Origin of the sequence: Pseudoclavibacter sp. VKM Ac-2867 (assembly GCF_015351275.1) — a bacterium.
Lineage (GTDB): Bacteria > Actinomycetota > Actinomycetes > Actinomycetales > Microbacteriaceae > Pseudoclavibacter.
On the sequence record NZ_JADKSL010000003.1, the window covers coordinates 156,797 to 183,527 of the forward strand.

Sequence of the window (26,731 nt, forward strand, 5' to 3'; positions counted from 1 at the left end):
AAAGCAGGGGATGATGAAGCGAGCTGAACAGCGAGCGCAGACGAGGCAGGCGCTGCTCGAAGCGGCTTCGCTCGAGTTCGAGGCCAATGGCTATGCCGCCACGGTCCTCAGCGATATCTCGGACCGACTCGGCATGACCAAGGGAACGGTCTATTTCCACTTCCCGACGAAAGCGCTCCTCGCCCAGGCCGTCTCGGCGACCTGGACTGAGATGTGGGATGCGGAGATCGCTCGCTCCCGCGACCGCGGGCTCTCGCTCGACGAGCTCGAGTCACTGATGATCCGGATCGCAGAGCGTTTCCAGTCCGATTCGCTCATGCGGGCCACGATTCGTCTGGTGCGCGAGCGCGAGCTCATCGAGGAGGAGCTTCCGAGGCCCTTCGACGCCTGGCTCGAAGTGACCAAGGAAGCGCTGCAGGCGTCGCGGGAATCGGGCGCGCTCCGCGACGACATCGACGTCGACGCGGCCGCCTGGCAGGTGCTCGCGAACCTGGTCGGCATTCAGATGCTCATGCAGGACCTGAATGACGGCAGAAGCATCGTCGAGCGCGTTCGAGAGATGTGGGCGGTCCACCGCGTGACACTCGCGAACCCGGGCCGAACGGCTGACGTCTCGTCGTCGTGAACATGTGATCGAGATGGTGCGCTGACCTCGTCGCCAGGAGCCAGCGATGCGGACAAAGATCAGTCTCGAGTAGGGCATGAAACTCCCGGAACCAGTCCTTTCGGGTGATTCCGAGGATCTTCACGGTCGACAGTATGGGAGAGCGTCGGGTCGTCATCCGGCGCCCTGTCGCGTCGAAAGGTCCCTCTGTGTCTGTGCTCACCCGTCTGAGTCTCAAGTATCGAATTCTGATCGGACTGCTGACCGCGGCTATCGCTGCGGCCGGAATCATCTCGACGGCGCAGCTCAAGCAGGAGCTCATGCCGTCGGTGGAGGTCCCGCAGGGGTTCGTGACGGCGACACTGACTGGGGCCTCGCCCGACGTCATGGTGACCGAGGTCACCGAGCCCATCGAGAACGCACTCCGAGGCGTCTCGGAGGTGCAGTCCGTGACGTCGACGACGTCTGAGGGGTTCGCCCAGATCGTCGTCTCTTGGAGCTTCGACGCCGACAAGACGCAGGTCGAGGCCGAACTCCGATCCGCCGTCGAGTCGACGAAGTCGCTCCGCCCCGAGTCCTCCACGGCAGAGCTCAACACCTTCTCGCTCGATGCGCTCCCCGTGCTGACGCTCGGTGCATCCTCCGACACAGATACTGCGACGCTCTCGAAGACGCTCACCGACTCCGTGCTGCCCGCTCTCTCGCAGGTCGATGGAGTGCAGAACGTCGAAGTCTCCGGCACCCGCGAGGAGCGAGTGGAGATCAGCCTCCGCCAGGCGGATGTCGATGCGCTCAAGATCGACACCGCGTCGATCGAGCCGACGCTCTCTGCCGCTGGCATCGTGCTCCCCGCAGGAGACGTCACGAGCGGCACCGGTGAGATCTCCGTGCAGGTCGGTTCGCAGCTCAGCTCCCTGGATGCCATCCGCGCCCTCCCGTTCACGACGGAGGACTCGACCGTGCTGCTCTCGCAGTTCGCGGATGTCGACATCAAGGAGATCCCCGCGACCTCCATCTCCCGGGTCAACGGCGCGGAGACCCTGACGCTGAGCGTCACGAAGGCGTCCGACGCGAGCACGGTCTCCGTCGCGCACGGCGTCACGGAGAAGCTCGCCGAGGTCACGCCCGGACTGCCCTCGAACGTCGTGTTCACGGAGATCGAGAACCAGGCGCCCTACATCGAGCAGTCCATCCACGACCTCTCGGTCGAGGGCGGGCTCGGCCTCATCTTCGCCGTCCTCGTCATCTTCCTGTTCCTCGCCTCGTTCCGGTCGACCATCGTCGCGGCGATCTCGATCCCGATGTCCTTGCTCATCACGATGGTGGGCCTGAACGTGGGGGAGTACTCGCTCAACATCCTGACCCTCGGAGCGCTCACCATCGCGGTCGGACGAGTCGTGGACGACTCGATCGTCGTGATCGAGAACATCAAGCGTCGGCAGGGGAACGGGGCTCTGACGATCGAGGGGATCGTGGGCTCCGTCGGCCAGGTCGCGGGCGCCATCACGGCCTCGACGCTCACGACGGTCGCGGTCTTCCTCCCGATCGCGTTTGTCGGGGACATCGTCGGCCAGCTCTTCCGACCGTTCGCGGTGACGGTCTCCATCGCGCTGGTCGCGTCCCTCGTCGTCGCACTGACGATCGTCCCGGTGTTCGCGTACTGGATGCTGCGTCGCCCCTCGAAGCCCATGAAGCGCGAGCGATTCGTCCGTGCCCGCGCAGCCCAGGCGGCCTGGACTGCACGCCAGGAGGAGGCAGCCGAAGCCCGTTGGGCTCGTCAGTCGGCGAAGCTCGAGGCGAAGAACGAGAAGCGGGAGCAGCGCGGAAAGTCAGCGCTGCCGGTGCCCGGCGCCGCGCCCGGTGTCGTTGCCGCACGTGGCGATGGCGAAGAGGGCTCGCCCTACGACGGGCTGCAGCGAGCCTTCGTGCCCATCCTCGACGCGACCCTGCGACACCCGCGCCGCACGATCGCCGCCGCGCTCGCCCTGCTGCTGCTCACTGGCATCGGCGCTACCGCGCTCCGCAGCGACTTCCTCGGCAGCATGGGCGATGAGACGGTCCTCGTCCAGCAGGAGCTCCCGCAGGGCACGACCATCGACGAGAGCCTGGCGGGCGCCGAGAAGCTCGAGGCCGTCCTCGCCACGAAGGGGAGCGTCGAGACGTTCGTCAGCTCCATCGGGACCGGAGGCGCCGCCGGATTCGGGGGCGGTGGCGCAGAGAGCACCTCGATCACCGTGATCCCCGCAGAGGGGCAGGATGCTGAGACGGTCGCCAACAGTCTGCGCGCGGACTTCGGCGGACTCAGCGACGTCGGCGAAGTGACCGTGACCACGGCCGCTTCTTCGGCTCTGGCGTCGGACGTTCAACTCGCCATCCAGGGGAACGACGCAGACTCGCTGAGCCAGGCGGCGACGCAGCTCGGCGATGCCGTCAAGGACCTCCCCGGTGTGACGGCGGTCTCGAACGACCTGAGCACGGGCGGCAACGTGGTCATGGTCGACGTCGACCGCAGCAAGGCGGCGGGCTATGGCTACACGCAGGCAACCGTCGGCCAGGCGGTCTCCGCCGCGCTGACCGGTACCCCGCTCGGCACGGTGCGCCTCGAAGGCGTCGACCGTGACATCGTGATCGCGCCGACGCAGGGTCCAGTCGCTCTCGATCAGCTCGCCCTCATGCAGCTTCCGGTGACAGCGGTGCAGCAGCAGCGGGCCATCACGGACGCGACGGATGCGTTCACCGAGGAACAGGAGACGAAGGCCGAGGAGCAGGAGGCTGAGGCGGTCGCGCAGATGCAGGAGACCGTCGACGATGCCGTCGAGGCTCGGGACACGGTGTCCGCGCAGCTCGGCGAGCTGCAGACGCAGCTCGCGACGTTGCAGACGGCGCCGCTGACCCCAGCGGTTCCCGACGCCGGCTCCAGCATGACTCCGGAGCAGGCGGCGCAGGCGGAACGGGACGCGCAGATCTCCGCCCTAACCGACGCGATCGCGCAGGCGGAATCGGGCATCGAGCAGGCCAACGCCGGTGTCGACGCGGCCGTCAAGGCTCAGGAGGACATGGCAGCTCAGTCGCTCGAGGCCAAGGAGCTGCAGGCCAGGCAGGAAGGGCTCGCCGACACGAAGGCGACGCCCATTCGGCTCGGAGACATCGCGGAGGTCCGCGAGGAGGCGACCCCTGGCGCGATCACCCGCAACGACGGCGCACGCCAGGTCACGGTCTCGGTCACTCCGGCAGAGGGCCAGTTGGGAACCGTCACGCAGGCCGTCTACGCGGCGACCGACGGTCTCGAGCTTCCCGCCGGTGTCACGTTCGTCGTCGGCGGTGCGTCCGCCGACCAGGACGAGTCGTTCCAGCAGCTCGGCATGGCGATGCTCCTCGCCATCGTGCTCGTGTTCCTCATCATGGTCGCGACCTTCCGCAGCCTGATGCAGCCGCTCATCCTGCTCGTCTCGGTGCCGTTCGCCGCCACGGGCGCGGTGGCGCTGCTCCTGCTGACGGATACGCCGCTCGGCCTGCCGTCGCTCATCGGACTCCTCATGCTGATCGGGATCGTGGTCACGAACGCCATCGTGCTCATCGACCTCATCAACCACATCAGGGAACGTGGTTCGAGCGTGCACGACGCGATCGTGCACGGGACAAGGCTGCGCCTCCGACCGATCCTCATGACCGCTGCGGCGACGATCTTCGCGCTCGTGCCGATGTCGCTCGGGCTGACCGGGGGCGGCGTGTTCATCTCCAAGCCGCTCGCCATCGTCGTGATCGGCGGCCTGATCAGCTCGACGCTGCTCACGCTGGTGCTGGTTCCCGTCCTCTACTCCAGCGTCGAGCGCCGGAACGATCGACGGGCTGCCAAGCGCGCGGCTCGCAAGGAGCGCAAGGCCGAGGCGGCCGCCGAGAAGACCGCGCTCGCCGCGGCTCCCGCCGGAAGCTGACGCAGGGTGGCGCCGCGCAGCCGCGCGGCGCCACCCAGCGCCCGATGTGACGCGAGCCGGCGCCAGAATTCGGCAAGCTCCGAGGATCGGGAGAGAATAGCCGGATGCATCCGATAGCCGCCCGTGCCCAGCTCGCGACCGCCCACCGCATCGTGGTCAAGATCGGCTCCTCATCTCTCACGGGCGCCGACGGGCACCTGAACCTCGAAGCCCTGCGCTCGCTTGTGCAGGTCATCGCGGATCGCCACGACAAGGGACTCCAGACGCTCCTCGTCACCTCGGGCGCGGTCGCCGCCGGCATCGGGCCGCTTGGTCTCCCGTCGAGGCCGCGTGACGTGGCGACAGCCCAGGCTGCCGCCTCCGTCGGTCAGGGGATGCTTGTAGCCCGGTACGCAGAGGCGTTCGCGGATCGCGCCATCACGGTCGGGCAGATCCTGCTCACGGCAGAGGACACCGTACGCCGCACCCGCTACAAGAACGCGCAGCGCTCGCTCGAGCGCCTGTTCAGGCTCGCGGTCGTTCCGATCGTGAACGAGAACGACGCGGTCGTGACCGATGAGCTCCGCTTCGGCGACAACGACCGGCTCGCAGCGCTGGTCGCCCAGCTCGTCGGGGCCGACGCGCTTGTCCTGCTCACCGACGTCGACGGTCTGTACGACGGTCCGCCCAGCCGCGAGGGCACGCGGCGCATCTCCGAGGTGCTCGGTCCGAGCGACCTTGAAGGCATCGAGGTTTCCGGCAGGGGCAGCGACGTCGGAACGGGTGGCATGCTCACCAAGCTCGAGTCGGTCTCCATCGCCACGGGGTCGGGCATGCCCGTCGTGTTGACGAAAGCGGAGAACGCTCGCGCGGCCATCGACGGCGAGCGTGTCGGCACGTGGTTCGCACCGACCGGGAAGCGATCGTCGCGCAAGCGGCTGTGGATCGCCCACGCCGCACGGGTGCAAGGCAAGATCGTGCTCGATGACGGCGCCGTCGACGCCGTGCTCGGTGGGCGAGCCTCGCTGCTCGCGGCGGGAATCGTGGGCGTCGAGGGCGAGTTCGTCGCCGGCGACCCGGTCGAGCTGGTCTCGAAGGAGGGCCTCGTCATCGCACGAGGCCTCAGCGGCTTCGATGCCGTCGAGATCCCCGACATGCTCGGGCAGTCGTCGAGTTCGCTGCGCGAGTCGCTTGGGACCGGGTACGACCGCGAGGTCATCCATCGCGACGACCTGGTGCTCGTGCGCCCGAAGGGGATCCGCGTCGGCTGAGGGCGACCGCTCGCGGCGTAGAATGCTCTGTCATGACGATCTTGCAGGGTGAGCGCGCGGACACGGCGGACCAGGGCGACGCGGACGAGCTGGCGAGCACCGCCATCATCGAGCTCGCCGGACGAGCACGGGCGGCGTCGCGCGTGCTGGCTCGGTCGACGCGTGCGCAGAAGGACGGGGCGCTCGTCGCCCTCGCGAAGGCCCTCGTGCGTGCGACGCCCGAGATCCTCGCCGGCAACGCGCAGGACCTCGAGCGCGGTCGTGTCTCGGGCATGTCCGAGGGCCTCCTCGACCGTCTCGCGCTGGACGAATCCCGCATTCGGGCGATCGCCGATTCTCTGCTCGAGGTCGCGGCGCTGCCCGACCCGGTCGGCGCGGTCGTCCGAGGATCGACTCTGGCAAATGGGCTCCGACTCCGACAGCTGCGTGTCCCCATGGGGGTCATCGGTGTCATCTACGAGGCCCGCCCCAACGTCACCGTCGACGTCGCCGGGCTTGCGCTGAAGAGCGGCAACGCCGTGCTCCTCCGCGGCGGATCCGCCGCCGAGAACTCCAACTCGGCCATCATCGGCACCCTCAGGGCGGCACTGGACGCGTACGGGCTGCCCGCCGATCTCGTGCAGTCGATCGACGAGCACGGCCGCCCCGGGGCTCGCGCACTCATGCGCGCCCGCGGCCACGTCGACCTCGTCGTCCCTCGTGGCGGTGCCGGTCTCATCCAGACCGTGGTCCGTGAGTCTCGCGTTCCCGTCATCGAGACGGGAGTCGGCAACTGCCACGTGTTCGTCGACAGCACCGCCGAGCTCGACATGGCACTCGAGATCCTCATCAACTCCAAGACGCACCGGGTCGGCGTCTGCAACGCAGCGGAGACCCTGCTGGTGCACTCGGACGTGGCGGAGGCATTCCTCCCTGGTGCCCTCGCGGCGCTTGCTGAGCGCGGGGTTCGTATCCATGGCGACGACCGCACTCGGGCCATCGCGCCGCAGGGCGTCGAGGTGCTCGAGGCGACACACGAAGACTGGGCGACGGAGTACCTCGACTACGAGATCGCAGTGCGGGTCGTCGACGACTTCGATCAGGCGCTTGTGCACATCCGCGAGTTCAGCACTGGCCACACCGAGGCGATCGTCACGAGCTCTCTGCAGGCCGCTGAGCGCTTCACCGCTGAGGTCGACGCCGCAGCCGTCATCGTGAACGCGTCGACGCGCTTCACGGATGGCGGCCAGTTCGGGCTCGGCGCCGAGCTGGGCATCTCCACCCAGAAGCTGCACGCTCGTGGGCCGATGGGGCTCGAAGAGCTCACGACGACGAAGTGGGTTGTAACGGGCGACGGCCAGATTCGCGCCTGAGCTGCGGCACCTCCTGCGCGAAGATCAGACCAGGTGATGACGCGGTCCGTCAGGCTCGCCGCGTAGCCTCATCGGAGACGTTGAAGGGACGATCATGACCAGCACCCCACTGCCCATCGAGAACCAGCCGTCGAACTTTGACCAGCACGACGCCTTCCCCCAGAAGCCGAGCGCGGAACGTCCCCAGGGCCTCGACCGAGTCTTCCTCGGTGAGCTCGAGGTGTCCCGAGATCGCATCTCGGGTCCGTATGGCTCCCTCCCGACGGAGGGCTCGACCGTGTTCGTCACGAACATGTCGCGCGTCGAGCGTGCCATTCCGACGTGGGCGATCATCGTCGCGATCGCCGGGTTCTTCGTCCTGACGATCTTCAGCCTCCTCTTCCTGCTTGTGAAGGAGGATCGCGTCGTCGGCGGATACGAGGTCCGCATCTCGAATCCGACCGGAACGCTCACGAGCTTCGTGCCGGTCGATGCGCGCTCTGCCGCCTGGATCTGGCAGGACCTCCAGGGTCGTGCGGCCGCCGCGCGGGAGCTCATCGCGTCAGTAACTTCCACCATTCGCTGACGTTCATCTCGGCGACGCGGCGGCGCCGCGTTTCGGGGCTACGCTGTACCGCGTGAAGGCCTACGACTCGCTGTCCGTATCCACCGTTCTCCCTCCTGAGCTCGCGCCGCTGCGCACTCTCGCCAAGAATCTGCGCTGGTCCTGGCGCTCGAGCGCCGAACGGCTCTTCGCCGGCATCGACGAGCAGCTGTGGCGAGCATGCGGCCGCAATCCCATCGTGATGCTCCGCTCACTTCCGGCCTCTCGCGTCGCCGAGCTCGCGGCCGACCCCGAGTTCGTCGCGCTGCTGAGCCACGAAGCTGAGGATCTCTCTGCTTATCTCGACAGCGACCGCTGGTTCCGCAAGCACACGCGGGGTACCGCTGACGAGGCGACGAGCGTCGCCTACTTCTCGATGGAGTTCGGGATCACGGAGTCACTCCCTGTCTACTCCGGCGGTCTCGGTGTGCTCGCGGGCGACCATCTCAAGAGCGCCAGCGACCTCGGCGCGCCGATCATCGGCGTCGGCCTGCTCTACACCTACGGGTACTTCTCGCAGACGCTGTCCCGCGAGGGTTGGCAGCAGGAGGCCTACTCGGAGCATCCGCCGAAGGACCTCGCCGTCGATCCCGTGCTGGACGCTTCTGGTGACCAGTCCCGTGTCTCGCTCGCCTTCCCTGACGGGCGGACGCTCGAGATCGCACTCTGGGAAGCGCAGGTCGGCAGTGTGCCGCTGCTGCTCCTCGACACGAACCTCCCGGACAACCCCGAGGATCTCCGCGCGATCACGGATCGGCTCTACGGTGGAGACTCCGAGCATCGCATCCGGCAGGAGCTGGTGCTCGGCGTCGGTGGGGTGCGCGCCGTGCAGGCGTATGCGGAACTCTCCGGGCGCCGTCAGCCGACGGTCTTCCACCTCAACGAGGGGCATGCGGGCTTCTCGGGCGTCGAGCGCATCGGCCAGCTCATGGCTGGCGGTGAGACGTTCGAAACCGCACTCGCCACAGTTCGCTCGAGCACCGTCTTCACGACGCACACGCCGGTCCCCGCTGGCATCGATCGCTTCGACGCGCATCTCGTGCAGCGCTACCTCGGCTCGTCCGGCGGCCAGACCCTGGTGCCTGTCGTTCCGCTGCCACGCATCATGGAGCTCGGGGCCGAAGACGACCCTGGCCGCTTCAACATGGCGCACCTCGGTCTCCGCCTCGCGCAGTACGCCAACGGCGTCGCGAAGCTGCATGGCGTCGTGTCCCGAGGCATGTTCGCGAAGCTGTACCCGGGTGTGGCTGCAGAGGAAGTCCCGATCGGCTCGATCACGAACGGCGTCCACATCCCGAGCTGGACCCGCCCGTCGATGCTCCGTGTCATCGAGGCTATGAACGGCGGACGCGACCTCGCGACCTCCGGCATGTGGAACCACCCGGAGGCAGTCGGCGCCGAGGAGCTCTGGCGCATCCGCGGCGAGCTGCGGGCCGAGCTCGTCAGGCGGGCCCGCGAATCGGTTCGCGCCTCGTGGAAGGCGCGAGGCGCACAGGACGCGGAACTGGGCTGGATCCGCGACGTGCTGGATCCCGAGCGGCTCACGATCGGCTTCGCTCGCCGAGTCTCGACCTACAAGCGCCTCACCCTCATGCTGCAGGACCGAGATCGGCTCGCCCGAATCCTCAACAATCCCGATCGTCCCGTCCAGTTCGTCATCGCGGGCAAGGCGCATCCCGCCGATATGGGCGGCAAGCAGCTCCTGCAGGAGCTTGTGAACTTCGCCGATGAGGCAGGGGTTCGCGACCGCATCGTGTTCCTCCCCGACTACAGCGTCACGATCGCGAAGCACCTCGTGGCCGGCAGCGATGTGTGGCTGAACAATCCCGTGCGCCCGCAGGAGGCTTCCGGAACCTCCGGGATGAAGGCCGTCATGAACGGATGCCTGACGTTCTCGATCTCGGATGGCTGGTGGGACGAGATGGCGGACGACGCCGTCGGGTGGACGATTCCTGACACCAGCGGCGTCGATGAGCGCACGCGTGACGCTCTCGAGGCCGGTGCGCTCTACGACATCCTCGAGCACGAGATCGCACCACTGTTCTACGCGCGCGACGAGCGGGGCCTCCCCATCGAGTGGGTGGAGAAGGTCCGCCGCTCCGTGTCGGTTGTCGGCCCGAAGGTCGCGGCCGAGCGCATGGTGCGGGACTACGTCACCGACCTCTACCTGCCCGCGGGGCGTTCGGCACGCGTGGCGTCCGACCTCGTCTCGACCCGCGAGTTCGCGACCTGGCTCGGCGTCGTGCGCGCGGCCTGGCCGAGCGTCCGCGTCGAGTCCGTGGTCGCGGAGAACCGCGAGCCGAAGGCGGGGGAGAGCGTGCGTCTCTCGGCGAGAGTCGAACTCGGCCGGTTGAGCACCGACGATGTCCTCGTGGAAGCCGTCGTAGGCACTCCCGACGCCGAGGGTGAGCTGCTGAGCACTCGGATCGTCGAGATGCGGCCCGCCCACGAGGGGGAATCCACGTTCGTCGTCGACGTCCCGATCGACGATCCTGGACGGCTCGGCTACACCGTCCGGGTGCAGCCGAAGCACGCGTTCCTGCAGGCTTCGGCCGAGCTCGGGCTGGTCCGTCTCCCCGCGTAGGAGACCGCTCCTGGGCGGCGGCGCCGAAAGTAATGACAGGCTTGTCATTCGGCGTCGTCGTCGGGCATAATTCAAGTGACGACAGAAATGTCGACGTCTGGTAAACGATGCAGTTCGCATCCATTCATCACGTGATCGTTGGGGAAGACGAATCACCAAACGAATGGAGGAGAACTCATGGTTGCACCGAACGCAGGAGGGGTGCTCTACGTGCACTCCTCTCCTAAGGCGCTTTGCCAGCACGTCGAGTGGGGTGTCGGTCGCGCCCTCGGGTACGCCGTCAACCTTCCCTGGATCGACCAGCCGGTCATTCCAGGGCAGTTGCGTGCGGAGTTCACCTGGGAAGGCGAGCCTGGCGCTGGGGCGGCTATCGCGTCGCACCTGCGCGGCTGGGCCCACCTTCGCTTCGAAGTCACCGAGGACGCGCGTCCTGGCGTCGATGGCGGTCGTTGGATGCACACGCCTGAGCTTGGTATCTACTACGCCCAGACGGATGCCTCTGGCGGCGTCGTGGTTCCGGAAGATCGCGTTCGGTACGCGATGGAGATCGCTGGCGGCAATGCCTCCGAGCTCCACCGCGAGCTGCGCCTCGCGCTTGGGCAGGCTTGGGATGACGAGTTGGAGCCATTCCGCATCGCCGGCGACGAGAGTCCCGTCGTGTGGATGCACCACCGAGTCGGCTAGGTCAGCCATGCGGATGGTCCGCTGAGAGGTGGACCGGAAGCTGTTCTCGACACTCCAAGACTGTGGCCCCTCAGGTTCTCACCTGAGGGGCCACAGTTCTTGCTGCAGGCCGTCGAAGCGGCCGGCAGGAGTGTCTACACTCCGCGGAACGCGACGACGGCGTTGTGCCCGCCGAAGCCGAACGAGGTCGAGATGGCGACCTTGCCCGATGCGTCGAAGGGGCGCGGCTCGGTGACGACGTCGAGGTGGATCGCAGGGTCCTGCTCGTTGAGGTTGATCGTCGGGGGCAGTGTTCCCTCAGAGAGTGCCAGCACGGTGAACATGGCCTCGAGGGCTCCCGCGCCGCCGAGCAGGTGGCCGGTGGACGCCTTGGTCGCGGAGACGGGGATGGAGGCGAGGTGCTCGCCGAAGACCGACTTGAGTGCCGTGAACTCCGCGATGTCGCCGACGGGTGTCGAGGTGGCGTGCGCGTTGATGTGGGTGACGTCCTCGACAGACACCCCGGCCTGGCCGAGTGCGGCCGTGATTGCGCGTGCCGCGCCGGTACCCTCGGGGTCCGGTGCCGTGATGTGGTGTGCATCCGCCGTGACGCCTCCGCCGATGAGCTCGGCGTAGATGCGCGCGCCGCGAGCGAGCGCGTGTTCCTCGGTCTCGAGCACGAGCGCTGCGGCACCCTCTCCGAGGACAAAGCCGTCTCGGCTCACGTCATAGGGTCGTGACGCGTGCGATGGGTCGTCGTTGCGTTTCGACAAGGCCTGCATCGCCGCGAAGGAGGCGACGGGGAGTGGGTGGATAGCCGCCTCGGACCCACCGGCGACGACGACATCCGCGAGGCCCTGCTGGAGGTGCTCGTAGGCATCCGCGATGGCTTCCGTGCTGGATGCACACGCTGAGACGACCGTGCGGACACCGGCGCGGGCCTTGATGTCCATGCCGATCGCGGCTCCTGGGCCGTTCGGCATGAGCATTGGAACGGTGAGCGGCATGACCCGGCGTGGGCCCTTCTCGCGGAGCGTGTCCCAGGCGTCGAGGAGCGTCCAGACTCCGCCGATGCCGGTTGCCCAGTCGACGAGGAGGCGTTCGGCGGGGATGTCGCCGACGGTGAGGCCTGCATCGGCGAAGGCCTCACGGCCCGCGATGAGCGCGAACTGGCTTGAGGGGTCGAGGCGCTTGGCTTCGTGGCGGGGGAGTACCTCGCTTGCCGGGACCTTTGCGGTCGCGGCGAATTCGATGGGGATCTCGTACTTCGCGACCCATTCGGCCTCGAGTGTGCGAGCTCCTGATTCACCGGCGAGGAGCGCTTCCCAGGTGCTGCGGGCGGTGCCGCCCAGCGGGGAAGTCGCACCGATGCCGGTGACGACGATTTTCTTGGTCATGACAACTGCTCCTGAATGAACTGGGGCGAAGGTGAGACAGTCACTAAGAGTGGGCGGCAGAAGCCGCCCACTCGAAGTGGAGGATCGTCCTTAGGACGCTGCGACGATGAAGTTGACGGCGTCGCCCACGGTCTTGAGGTTTGCGACCTCGTCGTCCGGGATCTTGACGTCGAACTTCTCTTCAGCGTTGACGACGATCGTCATCATGGAGATCGAGTCGATGTCGAGGTCGTCGGTGAAAGACTTCTCAACGGTGACCGTGTCAGCCGCGATTCCGGTCTCGTCGTTTACGAGCTCAGCGAGTCCCGCGAGAACTTCGTCGTTGGTAAGTGCCATGGTGTTTCTCCTTGATTGTCAATGACCGAGCCAAGTGTATTGGTCGGCGGGGGTGCGTGGGGGAGGCGTGCGGGGACTTCTGGGTGCCCGTTAGGGCAGGACAACGACCTGAGCGCCGTACACGAGGCCCGCGCCGAAGCCGATCTGGAGGGCGAGCCCGCCCGACAGCTCGGGGTTCTCCTCGAGCAGGCGATGCGTCGCGAGGGGAACCGAGGCGGCCGACGTGTTGCCGGTCGTCGCGATGTCACGGGCGATGACGACGTGGTCGGGCAGCGCGAGCTGCTTCGCGAACTCGTCGACGATGCGCATGTTCGCCTGGTGCGGGATGAAGGCGGAGAGCTGATCGGCAGTGACGCCAGCCTCTTCCAGAGCGCGGCGCGCGACCTTCGCCATGTCCCAGACAGCCCAGCGGAAGACGCTCGGCCCGTCCTGGCGCAGTGTCGGCCATTCGGAGCCGCCCTGGCGGTAGTCCTGCAGGCTCGCGTTCATGGAGACCGCTTCCCAGCGGGACCCGTCGGAGCCGAGGATCGACTTGGAGATGCCGGGAGAGTCGCTCGGGCCGATGATCGCAGCCCCCGCGCCGTCGCCGAGCAGGAAGGAGATTGTGCGGTCCGTGGGGTCGATGAGATCCGACAGCTTCTCGGTGCCGACGACGAGGACATGCTCGGCGACTCCTGTGCGAACCAGGGCATCCGCCTGCGCGACGGCGTAGCAGTAGCCGGCGCACGCGGCGTTGAGGTCGTAGGCAGCTGCCGGCGTCGCACCGACGAGGTCGGCGAGGCGCGCGGCGAGCGACGGGGTCTGCATCTCGTTGCTGATCGTCGCGACGATGACAGCGCCGATGCGGTTCGGATCGATGCCCGAGCGTTCGATGGCCTCCCGTGAGGCGTCGACAGCGAGGTCGAGCGCACTCGTATCCTCGTTTGCTCGCACGCGGGTGATGACTCCCGTGCGCTGGCGGATCCACTCATCAGACGAGTTGATCGGCTCGATGATCTCCGAGTTCGGGACGACGCGCTCGCCGCGGGCGGCACCCATGGCGAGGATGCGCGTGTACTGCGCGCCCGTCGACTGCACAAGGGTCGGTGTTGCTGTGGTCATGCGAGTCCTCTCGAGGATGCTCTTGGCAGTTCGGTGTTCTCAGACGTCGGCCGCGATGCGTTCGCGTGCCACGTCGAGGTCTGCGGGAGTGGAGAGTGCGAGGGTCGGGGTTCCCTTGAGCGCTCGCTTGGCGAGTCCGCTCAGGGTGCCGGCTGGTGCGAGTTCGATGAGTGAGGTGACGCCGGCGTCGGCGAACGCGCGCATGCAGGCGTCCCAGCGCACTGGTTGCGCGAGCTGTCGGATGAGGGCGGCACGGAACTCGACTCCATCGGTCACGACCGAGCCGGTCTCGTTCGACCAGATCGTGCGCACGGGGTCACGGACCTCGAAGTGCTCAGCATCCGCGGTCAGCGTAGTGCGGGCCTGTTCCATGTAGCGGGTGTGGAAGGCACCGGCCACCTTGAGCGGGATCACTCGTGTTCCAGGTGCGGGCTCGCTGCGGAGTGCTGCGAGTGCTTCGGGTGCGCCGGCCGCGACGATCTGCCCGCCGCCGTTGAAGTTGGCGGGGGTGAGGTCGAGTTCCGCGAGACGCGCGAGGACCGCGTCCTCGTCACCGCCGAGAACAGCGCTCATGCTGGTGGGAGTGGCGGCGGCGTCCTGCGCCATCAGCTGCGAACGCCGCGCGACGAAGCGCATCGCGGTGTCGGCGTCGAAGATGCCCGCCGCGTAGGCGGCCGTGATCTCGCCGACGGAGTGGCCAGCGACCCCACCGATCGCCGCTGCTGCGCCGGGGATCTCCATGAGGGAGTTCCAGGCGAGGATGCCGGCCGCGACGATGAGGGGCTGCGCAACTGCGGTGTCGCGGATCGTGTCTGCGTCAGATTCAGTGCCGTGCTTGACGAGGTCGATGCCGGAGGATGCGGACAGCTGCTCGAGGGTGTCTCGGTTCCTGGTGTCTTCGATCCAGGGGAGCAGGAAGCCTGGAGTCTGTGAACCCTGGCCTGGGCAGGTGACGACAATCATGGATTCCATCATGACAGCACCTGGGCGTTCAGCCCTGTAGCAACAGTCCCAAGAAGTCGAAAGATCATTAGAGGTTTTCTAGTGCGAGGTGCGGCGGCTGCGTCGAGCCACGTTGCTGGCAGGGGTGCCGCTCGGCTGGCGGCGGGGCTCTGGCTGCTTCGGCTCGGCGATGTTCCCGAGGATCAGCGCGCACTGGAGTATGAGCGCCTCTCGCGGTCCGGTGGCGTCCCAGCCGATGACTTCGCTGACGCGCTTGAGGCGGTAGCGGACGGTGTTGGGGTGCACGAAGAGCTCGCGGGCCGTCGCCTCGAGCGAACGTCCGTTGTCGAGATAGCACCAGAGCGTCGTCAGCAGATCGCTCTGGTGATCCGCGAGTGGCCTGAAGACCCTCGCGACAAGCGTCTGGCGTGCGAGCGGGTCGCCGGCGAGGGCACGTTCTGGGAGGAGCTCGTCGGCCAGCATGGGGCGCTGCGCCTTCCTCCACGCGCCCGCCACGGCGAAGCCGGCGAGCGCGGCGCGGGCGCTGCGAGAGGCCTCGACCACGCTCGGCACGGGTGGGCCGAGGACAAGTCGGCCGTCGCCGAAGCTGGGCTCGAGCCGCTCGGCGATCTCCATGAAGGGCACCTGCTCGGCTTCGTCACCTTCGCCGTCGGGGTGAGCCCGGCCGATGACGAGCACCAGCCGGCCTCCCTGCACGCCAACGAGAAGGTCGACCTTGTTGTGGCGGGCCGTCCGGCGGATCTGGTCGACCTCGAGGATCCTCGGAGTCGTCCCGACGAGCACGCTGACCTCGCCGTGCCCGTGCCAGCCGAGCGCGGCGATACGGCTCGGGAGCTCGTCGTCGTGCTCGCCGGTGAGGATCGAGTCGACGACAAGCGCCTCAAGGCGCGCATCCCACAGGCCTCTCGCCTCGGCTGCGCGTGCGTACACGTCGGCCGCGGCGAAGGCGATATCTCGCGAGTACTTCAGCACCGCTTCACGCACGTCGCCGTCGGTCAGCTTCGTGCGCTCCTCGACGACCTCCACGACCACCCGGATGAGCTGCAGCGTCTGCTGCAGGCTCACCGAACGAAGGAGCTCTCGAGGCGCCGAGTCGAAGACGTCGGCCGCTACCCATGGGGTGGCTGTCGGGTCTTCGAACCAGGCGATGAAGGATGAGATGCCCGACTGGGCGACGAGGCCTACGGCACTGCGTCGCCCAGGGGGCATGTCACCGAACCAGGGAAGGGTGTCTTCCAAGCGCTTCACTGTTGCGGTCGAGAGCTCTCCCGAGATCGATCGCAGCCAGTTGAGCGTCTGTTCCTTCGTGCGTGGAGCGGGCATGATTCCGAACTGTGAGGAGGCGAGCAGGGGAGGAGCGCTGTTAGGCGTCTCCGCCCGCGCTGCCGCTCGTGCCGGCCTTCGGGTTGTGGAGGTCGTACTTGTCGATGGCCTCCTGCACGAGGGAACGGTCGATCTTGCCCTGCGTCGCGAGGCGCTCGAGAGCGCGAACGACGACGGAGTGGCTGTCGATCAGGTAGTACCGACGTGCGGCGGGACGCGTGTCGGAGATGCCGAAGTCATCGGCACCGAGCGTCGTGAAGTCGTTCTTCACGAACGGACGGATCTGGTCCTGAACCGCGTGCGAGAAGTCGCTCACGGCGATGACGGGGCCTTCCGACGCCTGGAGCTTGTCCGTGACGAACGGGACCTTGGGCTCCTCGTTCGGGTGCGTCCAGTTGTACTCCTCGGCACGGAGGCCGTCGCGACGGAGCTCGTTCCAGGACGTGACCGACCAGACTTCAGCCGCAACACCCCAGTCCTTCTCCAGAAGCTCCTGCGCTTCGAGGATCCACGGCACACCGACACCCGAGGCGAGCAGCTGCACGCGCGGTCCCTGCGCCTCGGTTCCCTTGAGGTAGTAGATGCCCTTGAGGATGCCCTCGACGTCCACGTTCTCCGGCTCAGCTGGCTGGGCCATCGGCTCGTTGTACACCGTGAGGTAGTACATGACGTTCGGGTCCTGCTTCGGGTTCTCCGACTGGGAATCCGGGCCGTACATCCGCTCGATACCCGCCTGCATGATGTGTGCGAGCTCGTAGGCGAAGGCGGGGTCGTAGGTCACGACTGCCGGGTTCGTGGCTGCGATGATCGGCGAGTGGCCGTCCATGTGCTGCAGGCCCTCGCCGGCGAGCGTCGTGCGCCCAGCTGTGGCTCCGATGAGGAAGCCGCGCGTGAGCTGGTCTGCCGCCGCCCACATGGCGTCGGCGGTGCGCTGGAACCCGAACATGGAGTAGTACATGTAGATCGGGATCATGGCCTCGCCGTGCGTCGAGTACGACGATCCGGCTGCCGTGAATGCGCCCATGGCGCCGGCCTCGTTGATGCCGACGTGGTTGATCTGCCCCTGCTCGCTCTCGCGGTAGGCGAGGAGCAGTTCGCGGTCGACCGACATGTAGTGCTGGCCGTTCGGGTTGTAGATCTTCGCGGTCGGGAAGAACGCGTCGACGCCGAAGGTGCGGGCCTCGTCCGGGATGATCGGGACGATGCGCGACCCGAAGTCCTTGGACCGCATGAGGTCCTTGAGCAGGCGGACGAACGCCATCGTCGAAGCGATCTCCTGAGTGCCGGAGCCCTTCTTGATGGAGGCGTAGGTCTTGTCGTCCGGCACGGCGATCTGCGTGAACTTCGAGCGACGCTCCGGCACGAACCCGCCGAGCTCACGGCGGCGCTCCTGCATGTACTGGATAGCCTCGTTGTCAGGGCCCGGGTTGTAGTACGGGGGCTGGTAGACGTCGGCCTCGAGTGCTGCATCCGAGATCGGGATGTGCAGCTGGTCGCGGAACGCCTTCAGGTCCGGAAGCGTGAGCTTCTTCATCTGGTGCGTCGCGTTGCGGCCCTCGAAGTGCGGTCCGAGACCGTAGCCCTTGATGGTGTGCGCGAGGATGACGGTCGGCTGACCCTTGTGCTCGGTCGCCGCCTTGTACGCCGCGTAGACCTTGCGGTAGTCGTGGCCGCCTCGCTTGAGGCCCCAGATCTCGTCGTCGCTGTAGTTCTCGACGAGCTTGAGCGCCTCGGGGTCGCGTCCGAAGAAGTTCTCGCGAACGAACCCGCCCGACTCGGTCTTGTACGTCTGGAAGTCGCCATCTGGCGTCTCGTTCATCAGGGTGCGCAGCGCGCCCTTGTCATCGCGCTCGAGGAGGGAGTCCCACTCGCGACCCCAGACGACCTTGATGACGTGCCAGCCGGCGCCGCGGAAGAAGCTCTCGAGCTCCTGGATGATCTTGCCGTTGCCGCGAACCGGGCCGTCGAGGCGCTGCAGGTTGCAGTTGACGACGAAGGTGAGGTTGTCGAGGTTCTGGTTGGCTGCGACCTGCAGCTGTCCTCGCGACTCGACCTCATCCATCTCTCCGTCGCCGAGGTATGCCCAGACGTGCGAGCCGGAGGCGTCCTTCATGCCGCGGTTGGTGAGGTACTTGTTGAACTGCGCCTGCCAGATCGCGTTGAGCGGTCCGATACCCATCGAGACCGTCGGGAACTGCCAGAAGTCCTTCATGAGGCGCGGGTGCGGGTACGACGGCATGCCGTGCGGGGCAGCGGACTGCTCCTGGCGGAAGCCGTCGAGCTGCTCGGCGCTGATCTGACCCTGCAGGAAGGCGCGCGAGTAGTTGCCGGGGGAAGCGTGCCCCTGGAAGAAGACCTGGTCGGGCCCATCCGCGTGGTCGTAGCCCTTGAAGAAGTGGTTCAGACCCACTTCGTAGAGCGTCGCCTGCGAGGCGTAGGAGGAGATGTGGCCGCCGACGGCAACCCCTTCGCGCTGTGCGCGCTGCACCGTCATGGCCGCGTTCCAGCGGATCCACGATCGGTAGGTGCGCTCCAGCGACTCGTCACCTGGGAACTCTGGCTCGTCCTCGGGCGCAATCGAGTTCACGTAATCGGTGGTTGGAACCATGGGAACGCCGAGGTGGCGCTCCCGAGACCGCTCAAGAAGGCTGAGCATGATGTCTCGCCCGCGCTGGTGTCCCTGCGCGTCTACGACCGCATCGAGCGATTCGCGCCATTCGGCGGTCTCCTCGGGGTCGCTGTCAACGTAATGCTCTGAGTACGGATCCTGGTTGTTAACAGCCACCGTCGACCTCATTTCGTTCCGGGTTCGTCACGTCTATGGCGCGCGCCAGGTTATGACGCGCAGTCCACCGGCTAGCCTATCTTTGGTTTGTGCGATGCACACGCAGGTTGGCGTGAATGCTTGTCGAAGCGCGCACAACCGAACATCGCCGGCGGAGAGGGCCTGATCGTGAGCGAATTCGCGCCGCCGCTTGAGTCGATTTCTCTGGTCGACCACCGGGGTGGGATGGGCGTGGTGGCCGGGCCGGCACCATCATCACGGCTGGTCGTGTTCGTTCCCATGGCGTTCACGCCCGTGTGCGCCGACGAGATATCCGACCTCGCCCAGCTGGTGAGTGAGGCCCGCGATCGGCCCGAGTGGGGCTCCGCGCCCGAGACTCCCGAGGTGCTCGTCGTCTCGACCGACAGCTCAGCTGCGCTGCGAGCGTGGCTCGTCGAGCTTGGCGCGGATGCACTCCTCACCGGCTGCAGCGACTTCTGGCCGCATGGTTCGGCCGCCCGTGCGTATGGTGCGTTCGACGAGGCTGCTGGCACCGCGACGCGACGCTCCTTCCTCGTCAGGGCTGACGGCAGCTACCGGGTCGCCGCATCCGCTCGCCCGGGTGAGGCTCGCGTTCGATCGGAGCACGCGGCCGCGCTACACTTGCTCGCCGAGGGCCTTTAGCTCAGCTGGTAGAGCGCCACGTTTACACCGTGGATGTCGTCGGTTCGATCCCGGCAGGGCCCACCACTTCTTTCCCTTGGTCAGGACCATCTGCGTTTCCGTCGACTTGAGTAGCGCAGCGATGGTCGCCAGCGGGAACGTGACCTCGGTCGAGGAACCTGACATCGACTTCACTCCGCAGAGGAGTGCACCCTGGACGGCCAGAGCCGTGGCCCTCTCAACACGAGAGCGCCGATGGCTCAACAGGTGAGAGTCGGTGGTGCTGTCGGCTAGTAGGACAGCGTGACCTTGGACTTCCACACGTTGCCGCTCTTTGCGCAGGTCGATCGGAACGCGGCGTCGTAGCCGTTGCCGCCCTGGCTGGCCATGTAGCGGTCGGCGTAGTGCTCGCACAGCTGGAACGAGGGGCCCGTCACGTAGGCGTATGCGACTCCGGCCTGCGCGGGGGCCGCGGCGGTGACTGCGCCAGCAGCGAGCATGATCGCTCCAACGACCCCGCCGATGATCTTCTTTGTTGTGGGTCCCATCGTGTCTCCTCACTCGGCTTTGTCCTGGCGCCACGACCATATCGGCGCCCAGCGATCCGTCGCCAGGGAAGTTCTGCCCGTTCCGCTGGGGACTCGCCCGGAGCCTGCCTCGACTTCTGGGACACCGCGCGTAGGGCAGGGCGCGGCGGATTGGTCGTGCCCCTGTTGTCGTTTGGAAGGCCGCTCCGCATGAACTTGCTCGAGAAGATGCCGCTCGAGAACGGCTGCAACCTCACCAGCGATGCCGGCCTCATCACCGGCGTCCGCCCAGGCCGAGGACGCTGGAACTGCCAATCGAAGAGGGCTTGACGTTCCTCCGAATTGCCGGCGAGCAGCAAGACGTGGACGCCATCCTCGACTGCTCGGCGCGCGCCACAGGCGGTGCGCCTCACCTCGTTCCTGGGGCGAGAGACGCCTGCCAACGCTCCATCTGGCACGGAGTGCAGCGTTCAAGGGGAAGGGCGTTGCCTCGTCGCGACCTGCCACAAGACCGGCGACGAAGCCTCGATGGCGCTCGTGAGTCGCGACTGGGACGGCGTCACCGGGTGGCTACAGGACACCGACATCTAGGTGCGCTCAGCGATGGTGACTTCGCGGCGCGTCCGGTTTGGGCTCCCGCGCAGGCCACACGACGAGGAGGAACACCGCGATTGGACCGGTGAAGAGGGTGAGCAGGCACCAAGTCCACGCTGACCGATTTCGCGAGCGCGCATACCCAGCTGCGAGCAGAGCGATGCTGAACCAGATTGCGGAGAGCGATGCTTGGTCTGCCGTCATCTCCTCGACGGTACGCGGCCCGGCTGTCGCGTGTGTTCACGAAGACCGGCCCCGCGTCTCGAGGCCCGCTGATGCTCATCACCCGTGAGTGACTTCGCGATGAGTACCGGTAAGACCGCGGCCCAGGTCGCACAGGCCATCACGTTCTGGCTCGTTGAGCTTCGCGCAGCCGACGACGCTGGGTCTCTCCGGGGACAGGAGTCGACCCCAGCCGTGTGCACGGCTGACCTTGACGACGTCTCCGCGATTCCCCTGCACCCCAGCGCGGTCGTCTACTCGGGCCTGACGGAGATCGCGCTGAGGACCGCGACTGTGCGCACAGGACCGGCCGTGACAGCGGCGCGCACACACCCATGGCACCTCGAAGGAGAAAGCTCATGGGCGCACCCGTACTCGCTTCGGACATCCGACCTGTACCGTCGAAGCATGGATCTCGAGGCGGGGGCGGAGAACGCGGTCCCAGACCTGCCACCTCACCCTTCGGTGCCGGTGGGGACAAAACGCACCGACTCGTCAGGCATCGTCTGGAGGGCGGGAGTCGACGCCTGGGAGCGAGTCCCGGAACGCCACGGAATGGGACTCTTGTTGAACGGACGCCGCGCCGGGATATTCCGTGCTGTGGCTCTGGTGTCCGTGCTGGCAGTCATCTTCCTCGTGCCGCTCGTCGAAGCATGGTGGCTGAGGGTCCTGGTCTTCGCCCTCTGCGGCGTGCCATTCTTCCTCGCAGTTGGGGTCACCCGATGGGCGATCGCCAGAGACTCCAGGGACCGGGTGGACGAGCAGCGCTCCCCGTAGTGAGAGTGCCGAGCTCAGAAGCGGCCACCCAGCGCATGTCGCTCGTCGCGCTGATGCTGTCGAGCCTGACTGCGAGACAGGCGGGGACTGGCCGCTCGGACCCATGCGAACGCACATTTAGCGCCGACTTGAGGTCATTTGGCGTCAGCTTAGGACTGACTGCGGAGCGGTTGGCAGGAGAGCACGTAAGTTGCCTGTGATCGCGCACGCTTCGGCGTTGAGAGTCGGGGGACTCTCCCAGGTTGTTGGGGAACAGATCCTGGGGCACGTATCGATGGAGGCCACGCGGATCTGGGTGCACCACCCCGCGTGGCATTCATCGTGCCTCGCTGCGCCCCGGGGCCCTCGGTGATCGAAGATCCCGTCCGGCTCGATCGGCGGAAAACGATGGAATGCACGGCAGTTGGTGGTTCACTTCCCGACCCGCTCTGAGCTGAGGTATTTTCACGTCGATCCCGCGACAGGGAGGTTCTATCCTGCGACAGGGCGGCTTGGGGAAGTCTCTTGCGTGCTGGACTCGTGCACAAGAGAGCGAAACGAGTTCCACGTGCCCAAATCATCCCCACTCGGGTACGCCCGTCTTCAGGCTCGAGAATCCAAAGACGACGTTCACTTTGCTGCGCTGCTCAACAGCACCGGGATCACGCTGGTCGACATGGAACGCGCCGAGAGCTACAGCATCTCTGCGCTCCGAGGTCCATCCTTCATCTGTGCGTGGGCGAGCGTCCCCGCATCGAGCTACCGAGTGCATCGGACGGGAACCTCGCTCGAGTCGCGGACGCTGTTCGTCTTCGCGAACGCTGGTCAGGTCCACGTCGGGGTGGACGGGCGAACGGTGCCGCTCGCCCGCGGAGAGGTGTCCGCCGTCGCCTCGGGCAGCTCAACGATCGAGCTCGTCGCCGCGGGTGAGCGGACCGAGGTCATCCTGTTCAGTATCGACCTGCCGGTGGCCGGTCGCGGCGATTCTGGTTCTCCCGTAGAGGGCATCAAACGACTCGTCGACCCGACGCTCAACACGTTCGTCTTCACCGCGTGCTACGGCCTTGCCCAGGCACCAGCACCGGTGTCCAAAGCGACCGCCGACACCCTTGAACACGCGGCCGCAACCCTCGCCCGAGGCTTGCTGGCGCGCATGGCTCACCTGCAGGAACCTGACCTCTACCTGGCATCCTTGAGGCACATCCGTCTGCATGCTGCTGACGCCAACCTCACCCCCGTCTCTCTCGCAGATCGCTTCAAAGTCTCACCTCGCAAACTGCAACTTCGCTACAACCAGGAAGGCGACACCGTCGTCTCCGCCATTCGGAGAAGCCGCGCGGTCATCGCGCACAGCATCTGGAAGCAGGATCCGTCACTCGCCGCATCGATGATCGCCTCCCGGTCGGGATTCGCCTCGGCTCGGGGCCTGCGGCGCGCGCTCGCCGAATTCCCCGACTGACATTGAACGACGGCACGAGTATCGAGGACGGCATGGGCCACGGCGCGCTCAGCGACGAGCCGTGACCGGCCTGGACCGCAAGTGCAGTTCGGGCTTGGGCTTGAGAGCATCCGTGGCGTTCGCCACTCGAGCGGATGACACGGAGTGAGGCGAAGCCTCAAGCAGGCGGCCCACCCGTCACCCGAGGGGCGCGTTCACACTGGTCGCCCAGTTGCGGATCGCCTGACGCTCACTGTCGCCGCAGATGTGCCCGAGGCGCTTTCAGTGATCCCATCGCTCAGAGTCCATTCATCGAAGTACATGAGCGTGTAGCAGTCGGCCATGACTTCTTTGCTGCCCTGGAACAGGCTCTGAAGGAGGAGCGGTTGATAGCCGCCGCTGTCGTCCGTGTAACGGATGTCGTCTGCTTTTTGGAACACATGCGCGAGCTCGTGCACGGTCGTCATTCTGCTGTGCCATGCGCCGAGCTCGGCTTCGGGGAGAAGACGACCGCGAGGGGGCTGCCGCCGTTGACGCATCCGGTGGTTCGGCAGCCCTCCTCCGCGTTCGAGTCGGTCTTGCAGGCTGTCGCCGCATCCCACTAAATGTCAGTGAATCCGTTTCCAGCCGCGTCGACGATACCTTCGCTGACAGACCCGCTCGCATTCACTCGACGGGCCTGCGCATCGGCAACGCTCTGCTCCAGCTCCGAGCGGAACGTGCTTGTCTGGATGACGATGCTCTCGGCGGAATGCACGCTGAGGCTCGGGTCCGTCATCTTGGCGTCCTGTTCCTCCATCCAGTCGAACAGGTTCACGAGGGGCTTGACCGGGTTCTCGTCGAGAGCGACTGACAGCTCGGCGATCTTCGTCCGCTCCTGCTCGTAGAGCTCCAGGTGCTCGGCGATCTCGGTTGCATCCGTGCTCTCCGGGTAGGTCTGCACCGAGAGGCTCGGGGCGGTGTCTGAGTCGCTCAGGCCAAGGACTGCGCTGAGACCGGCGAACGCTAAGAGACCCATGGAAAGCGCCACCCAGAGGGGGATACTGGGCACCACCCGGGCGAGTCGTCAGCTGGAGAGGCGCCCGCCGGGGCGGCAGCGGTTGCGGACGACCGCTCGGCCGCACACCGTTCATTCACCGAAGTAGCTCTGGCGTCGCTCCCGGGGTCAAAGTGATGCTGGGGCGCAGATCCGGACGGCGCATGGCGATGTCGGTCAGCAGCTGCGGAGGTGTCCCGATGGTCCTCGTCGCGATCCGATCTAGATCCGCGTCCGTCATCGCCCTACTGGTCGTCTGCTCGAACCCACGGGAGCCGAACCGTTGTGCGCTCCCCGCGGGGCACCGCCAGCGGTGAGCGCACAGTAAATAACATATGGGGATGACCTCTCCGATGCCGTTCACTCGAGCCACATTCTCCGGTGCCCTCGTCAACCCGGCAGGGAACGGGTACGTGCCAGGAAACGTGGAGGTCGGCGACGGTTGGGTGACGCTCTGGGCTCTCACGCCGGACGGCTGGACGGCTGTGTTTCGCGCGCAAGCACCAGAGGTGAGCGTCAGGTCGACTGCTCAGAAGATCCGTCTCTCCGTCGGCGGACAGCAGTACCTGCTCCTCGCTGACCCCGATGCCGTGACTCGCGCGCTCGGGTACAGTACGGCCGGGGCCGTCGCGGCCGTCCTCGACCGACCGGTTGCGGGAGCCGCAGCCGACGTCGGAGCCCTCCGGAATCAGATCTCGGCTGCCAACTCGTGGAATGTGGGCGGAGGTCCGCAGTTCCTCGATGCCGCACGGCAGTCCGGAGCGCGCGTCTCAAGGCTCGGGTACGGGGCGATCGCAGCGATCGGATGCGGAGCCGGCATCGCCGCGGTGCTGCTCGTCACCGTCATAACGGTCCTCATCATCACGCTCTGACGGATCCCAGTGCTGCCCCGTGCGGTAACGCCGTCAGGCCTATGCTGAGCCGGTGCATATCACCGAACGTTTCGCGGGGCTCGTCGAAGCCGAACTTGCCGACAAGCCCTTCGCGGTCGTCCGAGTGCCAGGTGGCTTTGACGTCGGCTTTGCACTCGCCGATGCCCGGTGGGTGAGCATCCTCGCGGTCAACGACGTTCGCGACAGCATCACGTACAACGTTCGAGTGAACGAGCGCGCGGGGAAGTTCAGCATCAACGACACCCTGCGTCGCATCAGCTGGAGCGCCGGGGTGTCCGGAACGGTCCCTCGACTCGGTTTCTCGATGTCCTACCAGTCGGGTCGGGTCAAGTACGGCCGCGTGATCCAGCTCGGTGTCGCGCCCGGTGGGTTCGAGGTGGCGTTCAGTCCCGAGGAGGAACGGGCTCGTATCAGAGGGATCGGGCAGGAGCTCGGTCTGAAGCCGGGGTTGAGCAGGTCGGTCCTGATCGGGCTCTGGACGGCTGGCGGGGTCGTCGGTCTGTGCATCCTCGGTGCTGCGATCGGGCTCATCATCCAAGCGTTTCTGGGGTAGCGCCGCCGGACGCCGACCGACCTCCGACAACACATTCGAGCGCCTGCGTGGGGCCGTTGTGTTCATATCCGGACGTCCTTGTGCGGCAGCTCTGTCCAGGCCAGACGGGATTTCCGAATGCGAGGTGAGTCAGATTCGTTGGTCCTGCCGGCCTCGAGAACTAGCGAGACTCTGGGCCTGCTTGAGAAGTCACTCGCGCTTGTCTGACGGACGAAAGAAAAGCCCACGCTTACGGCATCCTCAAGCCTTTTCGCGGATTGGTAGATGTTGAGCAGTGAGCACGCATGAGCGACGAGGACGGCCTCTTCCTCAACCGGGGAGCATATAACGCACAGAAGGGAACAAGGGGGCCCAGAGCCGGGGACGACGATGTGATGGAACGTGAGAGCGTAAAGAGAGCACGAGGTTTACCGCGGCGAGCACGTGAGGAAGATTGTGCCAGCGAAGTTTGCTCTTCCTTGGGCGAGGGCGGATGCTTCTGTACGTACTTGACGGCACCACCGCTCTGGCTTATGCCTACTGTGCTCAGCTGTCAGCTCAGCAGCAATCCTGCGCACACGTTTGCCGCTGCATGCACAAGTGCCCCGGGCACGAAGGTCCCCGTCTTCTCACGCAACCAGCCAAGAATCCAAGCGGCCGCAAACTGGGCCGGGATGACAGGCCAGGCGCGGATATCGACCAGCAGAATCCCGAGGTGCGGCACGACGAACACTAGAGACTGCAACAGGTTTCCTTTCTGAAAGCCGAGTCGACGCGATAGGACGCCTCCGAGAAGACCGCGAAAAAGAACCTCCTCGCCGAAAGCGCGCAGTACGACGCTGAGCGCGACTCCCAGGGAAGTGAGACGAGCAACTGACACGCCAGGGGCATCAACGACCTCAGCTGGCACCGCGACAATCGCCAGCCAACCCGCGAAGAGCAGCGGGAAGAGCAGGAGACCTGCCCACGCATAGCCGTTTGCCGACCCCCACGTTAGTCCGAGTTGCAGGCGTGCGGCAGCGAGCGTCCGATTCTCCCCGCGCGACTGAACGAATAAGTAGATCGCCGCGGGGAGACAAAACAGCACGAACTCGAACATGTCCCAAACCTATCGGCGATACTGCCCACGTGGCCCCGCGAGTTTGCGCGCCGGCGCGTTCATCTCGGCACTCACTTGACCGCAGATGATCCAGCGGCGGTGCAGGCGGGCTAGCA

At 66.4% G+C, this 26,731-nt stretch carries 22 protein-coding genes and 1 tRNA gene; 13 read left to right on the forward strand and 10 right to left on the reverse strand.

Features of this window, described 5'->3' with window-relative positions; all coding sequences use genetic code 11:
* The first annotated feature begins 13 nt into the window (after window positions 1–13).
* The 7 genes from ITJ67_RS05115 (at window position 14) to ITJ67_RS05145 (ending at window position 10,992) form a co-directional block, all read left to right on the forward strand.
* Window positions 14–625, forward strand: coding sequence for a ScbR family autoregulator-binding transcription factor (locus ITJ67_RS05115; RefSeq protein WP_194676972.1), 612 nt, complete (start codon window positions 14–16; stop codon window positions 623–625).
* Window positions 626–813: 188 nt separating this feature from the next.
* Window positions 814–4,539, forward strand: a complete 3,726-nt coding sequence (locus ITJ67_RS05120) for an efflux RND transporter permease subunit (protein WP_323741394.1) — start codon at window positions 814–816, stop codon at window positions 4,537–4,539.
* Between the two features lie 104 nt (window positions 4,540–4,643).
* On the forward strand, window positions 4,644–5,789 hold the full coding sequence (gene proB / locus ITJ67_RS05125; protein WP_160072045.1) for a glutamate 5-kinase: 1,146 nt from the start codon (window positions 4,644–4,646) through the stop codon (window positions 5,787–5,789).
* Window positions 5,790–5,821: 32 nt separating this feature from the next.
* Window positions 5,822–7,141 (forward strand): glutamate-5-semialdehyde dehydrogenase, encoded by a 1,320-nt coding sequence (locus ITJ67_RS05130; RefSeq protein ID WP_194676974.1) that lies wholly within the window; start codon window positions 5,822–5,824, stop codon window positions 7,139–7,141.
* Between the two features lie 94 nt (window positions 7,142–7,235).
* Window positions 7,236–7,706, forward strand: a complete 471-nt coding sequence (locus tag ITJ67_RS05135) for a hypothetical protein (RefSeq protein WP_194676975.1) — start codon at window positions 7,236–7,238, stop codon at window positions 7,704–7,706.
* A gap of 52 nt (window positions 7,707–7,758) precedes the next feature.
* Window positions 7,759–10,308, forward strand: coding sequence for an alpha-glucan family phosphorylase (gene glgP, locus ITJ67_RS05140; protein WP_194676976.1), 2,550 nt, complete (start codon window positions 7,759–7,761; stop codon window positions 10,306–10,308).
* Window positions 10,309–10,485: 177 nt separating this feature from the next.
* Window positions 10,486–10,992, forward strand: a complete 507-nt coding sequence (locus ITJ67_RS05145) for a DUF3145 domain-containing protein (RefSeq protein WP_104241409.1) — start codon at window positions 10,486–10,488, stop codon at window positions 10,990–10,992.
* Window positions 10,993–11,126: 134 nt separating this feature from the next.
* Here the strand turns inward: ITJ67_RS05145 and ITJ67_RS05150 are convergent, their stop codons facing one another.
* The 6 genes from ITJ67_RS05150 to aceE all read right to left on the reverse strand — a co-directional run bounded on the left by ITJ67_RS05150 (window position 11,127) and on the right by aceE (window position 18,876).
* Entirely contained in the window at window positions 11,127–12,368 is a 1,242-nt protein-coding gene (locus tag ITJ67_RS05150; protein ID WP_104330882.1) for a beta-ketoacyl-[acyl-carrier-protein] synthase family protein, read from the reverse strand.
* 90 nt (window positions 12,369–12,458) lie between these two features.
* Complete coding sequence (locus tag ITJ67_RS05155; protein ID WP_068479114.1) at window positions 12,459–12,704, reverse strand: acyl carrier protein; 246 nt, start codon at window positions 12,702–12,704, stop codon at window positions 12,459–12,461.
* Window positions 12,705–12,794: 90 nt separating this feature from the next.
* Complete coding sequence (locus ITJ67_RS05160) at window positions 12,795–13,805, reverse strand: beta-ketoacyl-ACP synthase III (protein WP_160072037.1); 1,011 nt, start codon at window positions 13,803–13,805, stop codon at window positions 12,795–12,797.
* 39 nt (window positions 13,806–13,844) lie between these two features.
* The gene (locus ITJ67_RS05165; protein WP_160074172.1) at window positions 13,845–14,768 is read right to left on the reverse strand and encodes an ACP S-malonyltransferase; all 924 of its coding nucleotides are present in this window, start codon (window positions 14,766–14,768) and stop codon (window positions 13,845–13,847) included.
* A gap of 78 nt (window positions 14,769–14,846) precedes the next feature.
* Complete coding sequence (locus ITJ67_RS05170; RefSeq protein WP_160072035.1) at window positions 14,847–16,091, reverse strand: PucR family transcriptional regulator; 1,245 nt, start codon at window positions 16,089–16,091, stop codon at window positions 14,847–14,849.
* A gap of 40 nt (window positions 16,092–16,131) precedes the next feature.
* Window positions 16,132–18,876, reverse strand: a complete 2,745-nt coding sequence (aceE, locus tag ITJ67_RS05175) for a pyruvate dehydrogenase (acetyl-transferring), homodimeric type (protein ID WP_160072033.1) — start codon at window positions 18,874–18,876, stop codon at window positions 16,132–16,134.
* Window positions 18,877–19,143: 267 nt separating this feature from the next.
* On the opposite strand from aceE, the gene ITJ67_RS05180 reads away from it, so the two are divergent.
* Window positions 19,144–19,539 carry a redoxin domain-containing protein gene (locus ITJ67_RS05180; RefSeq protein WP_194676977.1) on the forward strand — a complete coding sequence of 132 codons (396 nt, stop codon included), beginning with the start codon at window positions 19,144–19,146 and terminating at the stop codon, window positions 19,537–19,539.
* Window positions 19,530–19,605 (forward strand) — tRNA-Val (locus tag ITJ67_RS05185). The genes ITJ67_RS05180 and ITJ67_RS05185 overlap by 10 nt, the downstream gene beginning before the upstream one ends.
* 203 nt (window positions 19,606–19,808) lie before the next feature.
* Here the strand turns inward: ITJ67_RS05185 and ITJ67_RS05190 are convergent.
* The gene (locus tag ITJ67_RS05190; protein WP_194676978.1) at window positions 19,809–20,066 is read right to left on the reverse strand and encodes a hypothetical protein; all 258 of its coding nucleotides are present in this window, start codon (window positions 20,064–20,066) and stop codon (window positions 19,809–19,811) included.
* Between the two features lie 1,203 nt (window positions 20,067–21,269).
* Here ITJ67_RS05190 and ITJ67_RS05195 point away from each other — a divergent pair.
* Window positions 21,270–21,638, forward strand: coding sequence for a hypothetical protein (locus tag ITJ67_RS05195; RefSeq protein ID WP_194676979.1), 369 nt, complete (start codon window positions 21,270–21,272; stop codon window positions 21,636–21,638).
* A gap of 655 nt (window positions 21,639–22,293) precedes the next feature.
* Entirely contained in the window at window positions 22,294–23,076 is a 783-nt protein-coding gene (locus ITJ67_RS05200) for a hypothetical protein (protein WP_194676980.1), read from the forward strand.
* A 194-nt stretch (window positions 23,077–23,270) separates the two neighbouring features.
* Here ITJ67_RS05200 and ITJ67_RS05205 read toward each other — a convergent pair whose 3' ends face one another.
* Together ITJ67_RS05205 and ITJ67_RS05210 are read right to left on the reverse strand one after the other, a co-directional pair.
* A complete protein-coding gene (locus ITJ67_RS05205; RefSeq protein WP_194676981.1) occupies window positions 23,271–23,513 on the reverse strand; it encodes a hypothetical protein in 243 nt (80 codons plus the stop codon).
* Between the two features lie 143 nt (window positions 23,514–23,656).
* Window positions 23,657–24,073 carry a hypothetical protein gene (locus tag ITJ67_RS05210; protein ID WP_194676982.1) on the reverse strand — a complete coding sequence of 139 codons (417 nt, stop codon included), beginning with the start codon at window positions 24,071–24,073 and terminating at the stop codon, window positions 23,657–23,659.
* A gap of 359 nt (window positions 24,074–24,432) precedes the next feature.
* Here ITJ67_RS05210 and ITJ67_RS05215 point away from each other — a divergent pair, with 359 nt between their 5' ends.
* Together ITJ67_RS05215 and ITJ67_RS05220 are read left to right on the forward strand one after the other, a co-directional pair.
* Complete coding sequence (locus ITJ67_RS05215) at window positions 24,433–24,963, forward strand: hypothetical protein (RefSeq protein ID WP_194676983.1); 531 nt, start codon at window positions 24,433–24,435, stop codon at window positions 24,961–24,963.
* 52 nt (window positions 24,964–25,015) lie between these two features.
* Window positions 25,016–25,537 (forward strand): hypothetical protein, encoded by a 522-nt coding sequence (locus tag ITJ67_RS05220; RefSeq protein ID WP_194676984.1) that lies wholly within the window; start codon window positions 25,016–25,018, stop codon window positions 25,535–25,537.
* 532 nt (window positions 25,538–26,069) lie between these two features.
* On the opposite strand, the gene ITJ67_RS05225 is transcribed toward ITJ67_RS05220, so the two are convergent.
* Window positions 26,070–26,615, reverse strand: a complete 546-nt coding sequence (locus tag ITJ67_RS05225; RefSeq protein WP_194676985.1) for a CPBP family intramembrane glutamic endopeptidase — start codon at window positions 26,613–26,615, stop codon at window positions 26,070–26,072.
* Window positions 26,616–26,731 lie beyond the last annotated feature (116 nt).

Excerpts from the sequence above, each read along its gene's own strand:
- proB (WP_160072045.1), top strand. The coding sequence starts at position 4,644 with ATGCATCCGATAGCCGCCCGTGCCCAGCTCGCGACCGCCCACCGCATC.
- ITJ67_RS05195 (WP_194676979.1), top strand. The coding sequence starts at position 21,270 with ATGGATCTCGAGGCGGGGGCGGAGAACGCGGTCCCAGACCTGCCACCT.
- ITJ67_RS05210 (WP_194676982.1), bottom strand. The coding sequence starts at position 24,073 with ATGGGTCTCTTAGCGTTCGCCGGTCTCAGCGCAGTCCTTGGCCTGAGC.
- ITJ67_RS05225 (WP_194676985.1), bottom strand. The coding sequence starts at position 26,615 with ATGTTCGAGTTCGTGCTGTTTTGTCTCCCCGCGGCGATCTACTTATTC.
- ITJ67_RS05165 (WP_160074172.1), bottom strand. The coding sequence starts at position 14,768 with ATGATTGTCGTCACCTGCCCAGGCCAGGGTTCACAGACTCCAGGCTTC.
- ITJ67_RS05200 (WP_194676980.1), top strand. The coding sequence starts at position 22,294 with ATGGAACGCGCCGAGAGCTACAGCATCTCTGCGCTCCGAGGTCCATCC.
- ITJ67_RS05130 (WP_194676974.1), top strand. The coding sequence starts at position 5,822 with ATGACGATCTTGCAGGGTGAGCGCGCGGACACGGCGGACCAGGGCGAC.
- ITJ67_RS05215 (WP_194676983.1), top strand. The coding sequence starts at position 24,433 with ATGACCTCTCCGATGCCGTTCACTCGAGCCACATTCTCCGGTGCCCTC.
- ITJ67_RS05155 (WP_068479114.1), bottom strand. The coding sequence starts at position 12,704 with ATGGCACTTACCAACGACGAAGTTCTCGCGGGACTCGCTGAGCTCGTA.
- ITJ67_RS05135 (WP_194676975.1), top strand. The coding sequence starts at position 7,236 with ATGACCAGCACCCCACTGCCCATCGAGAACCAGCCGTCGAACTTTGAC.
- ITJ67_RS05150 (WP_104330882.1), bottom strand. The coding sequence starts at position 12,368 with ATGACCAAGAAAATCGTCGTCACCGGCATCGGTGCGACTTCCCCGCTG.
- ITJ67_RS05190 (WP_194676978.1), bottom strand. The coding sequence starts at position 20,066 with ATGGGACCCACAACAAAGAAGATCATCGGCGGGGTCGTTGGAGCGATC.
- ITJ67_RS05160 (WP_160072037.1), bottom strand. The coding sequence starts at position 13,805 with ATGACCACAGCAACACCGACCCTTGTGCAGTCGACGGGCGCGCAGTAC.
- ITJ67_RS05170 (WP_160072035.1), bottom strand. The coding sequence starts at position 16,091 with ATGCCCGCTCCACGCACGAAGGAACAGACGCTCAACTGGCTGCGATCG.
- ITJ67_RS05145 (WP_104241409.1), top strand. The coding sequence starts at position 10,486 with ATGGTTGCACCGAACGCAGGAGGGGTGCTCTACGTGCACTCCTCTCCT.
- ITJ67_RS05115 (WP_194676972.1), top strand. The coding sequence starts at position 14 with ATGAAGCGAGCTGAACAGCGAGCGCAGACGAGGCAGGCGCTGCTCGAA.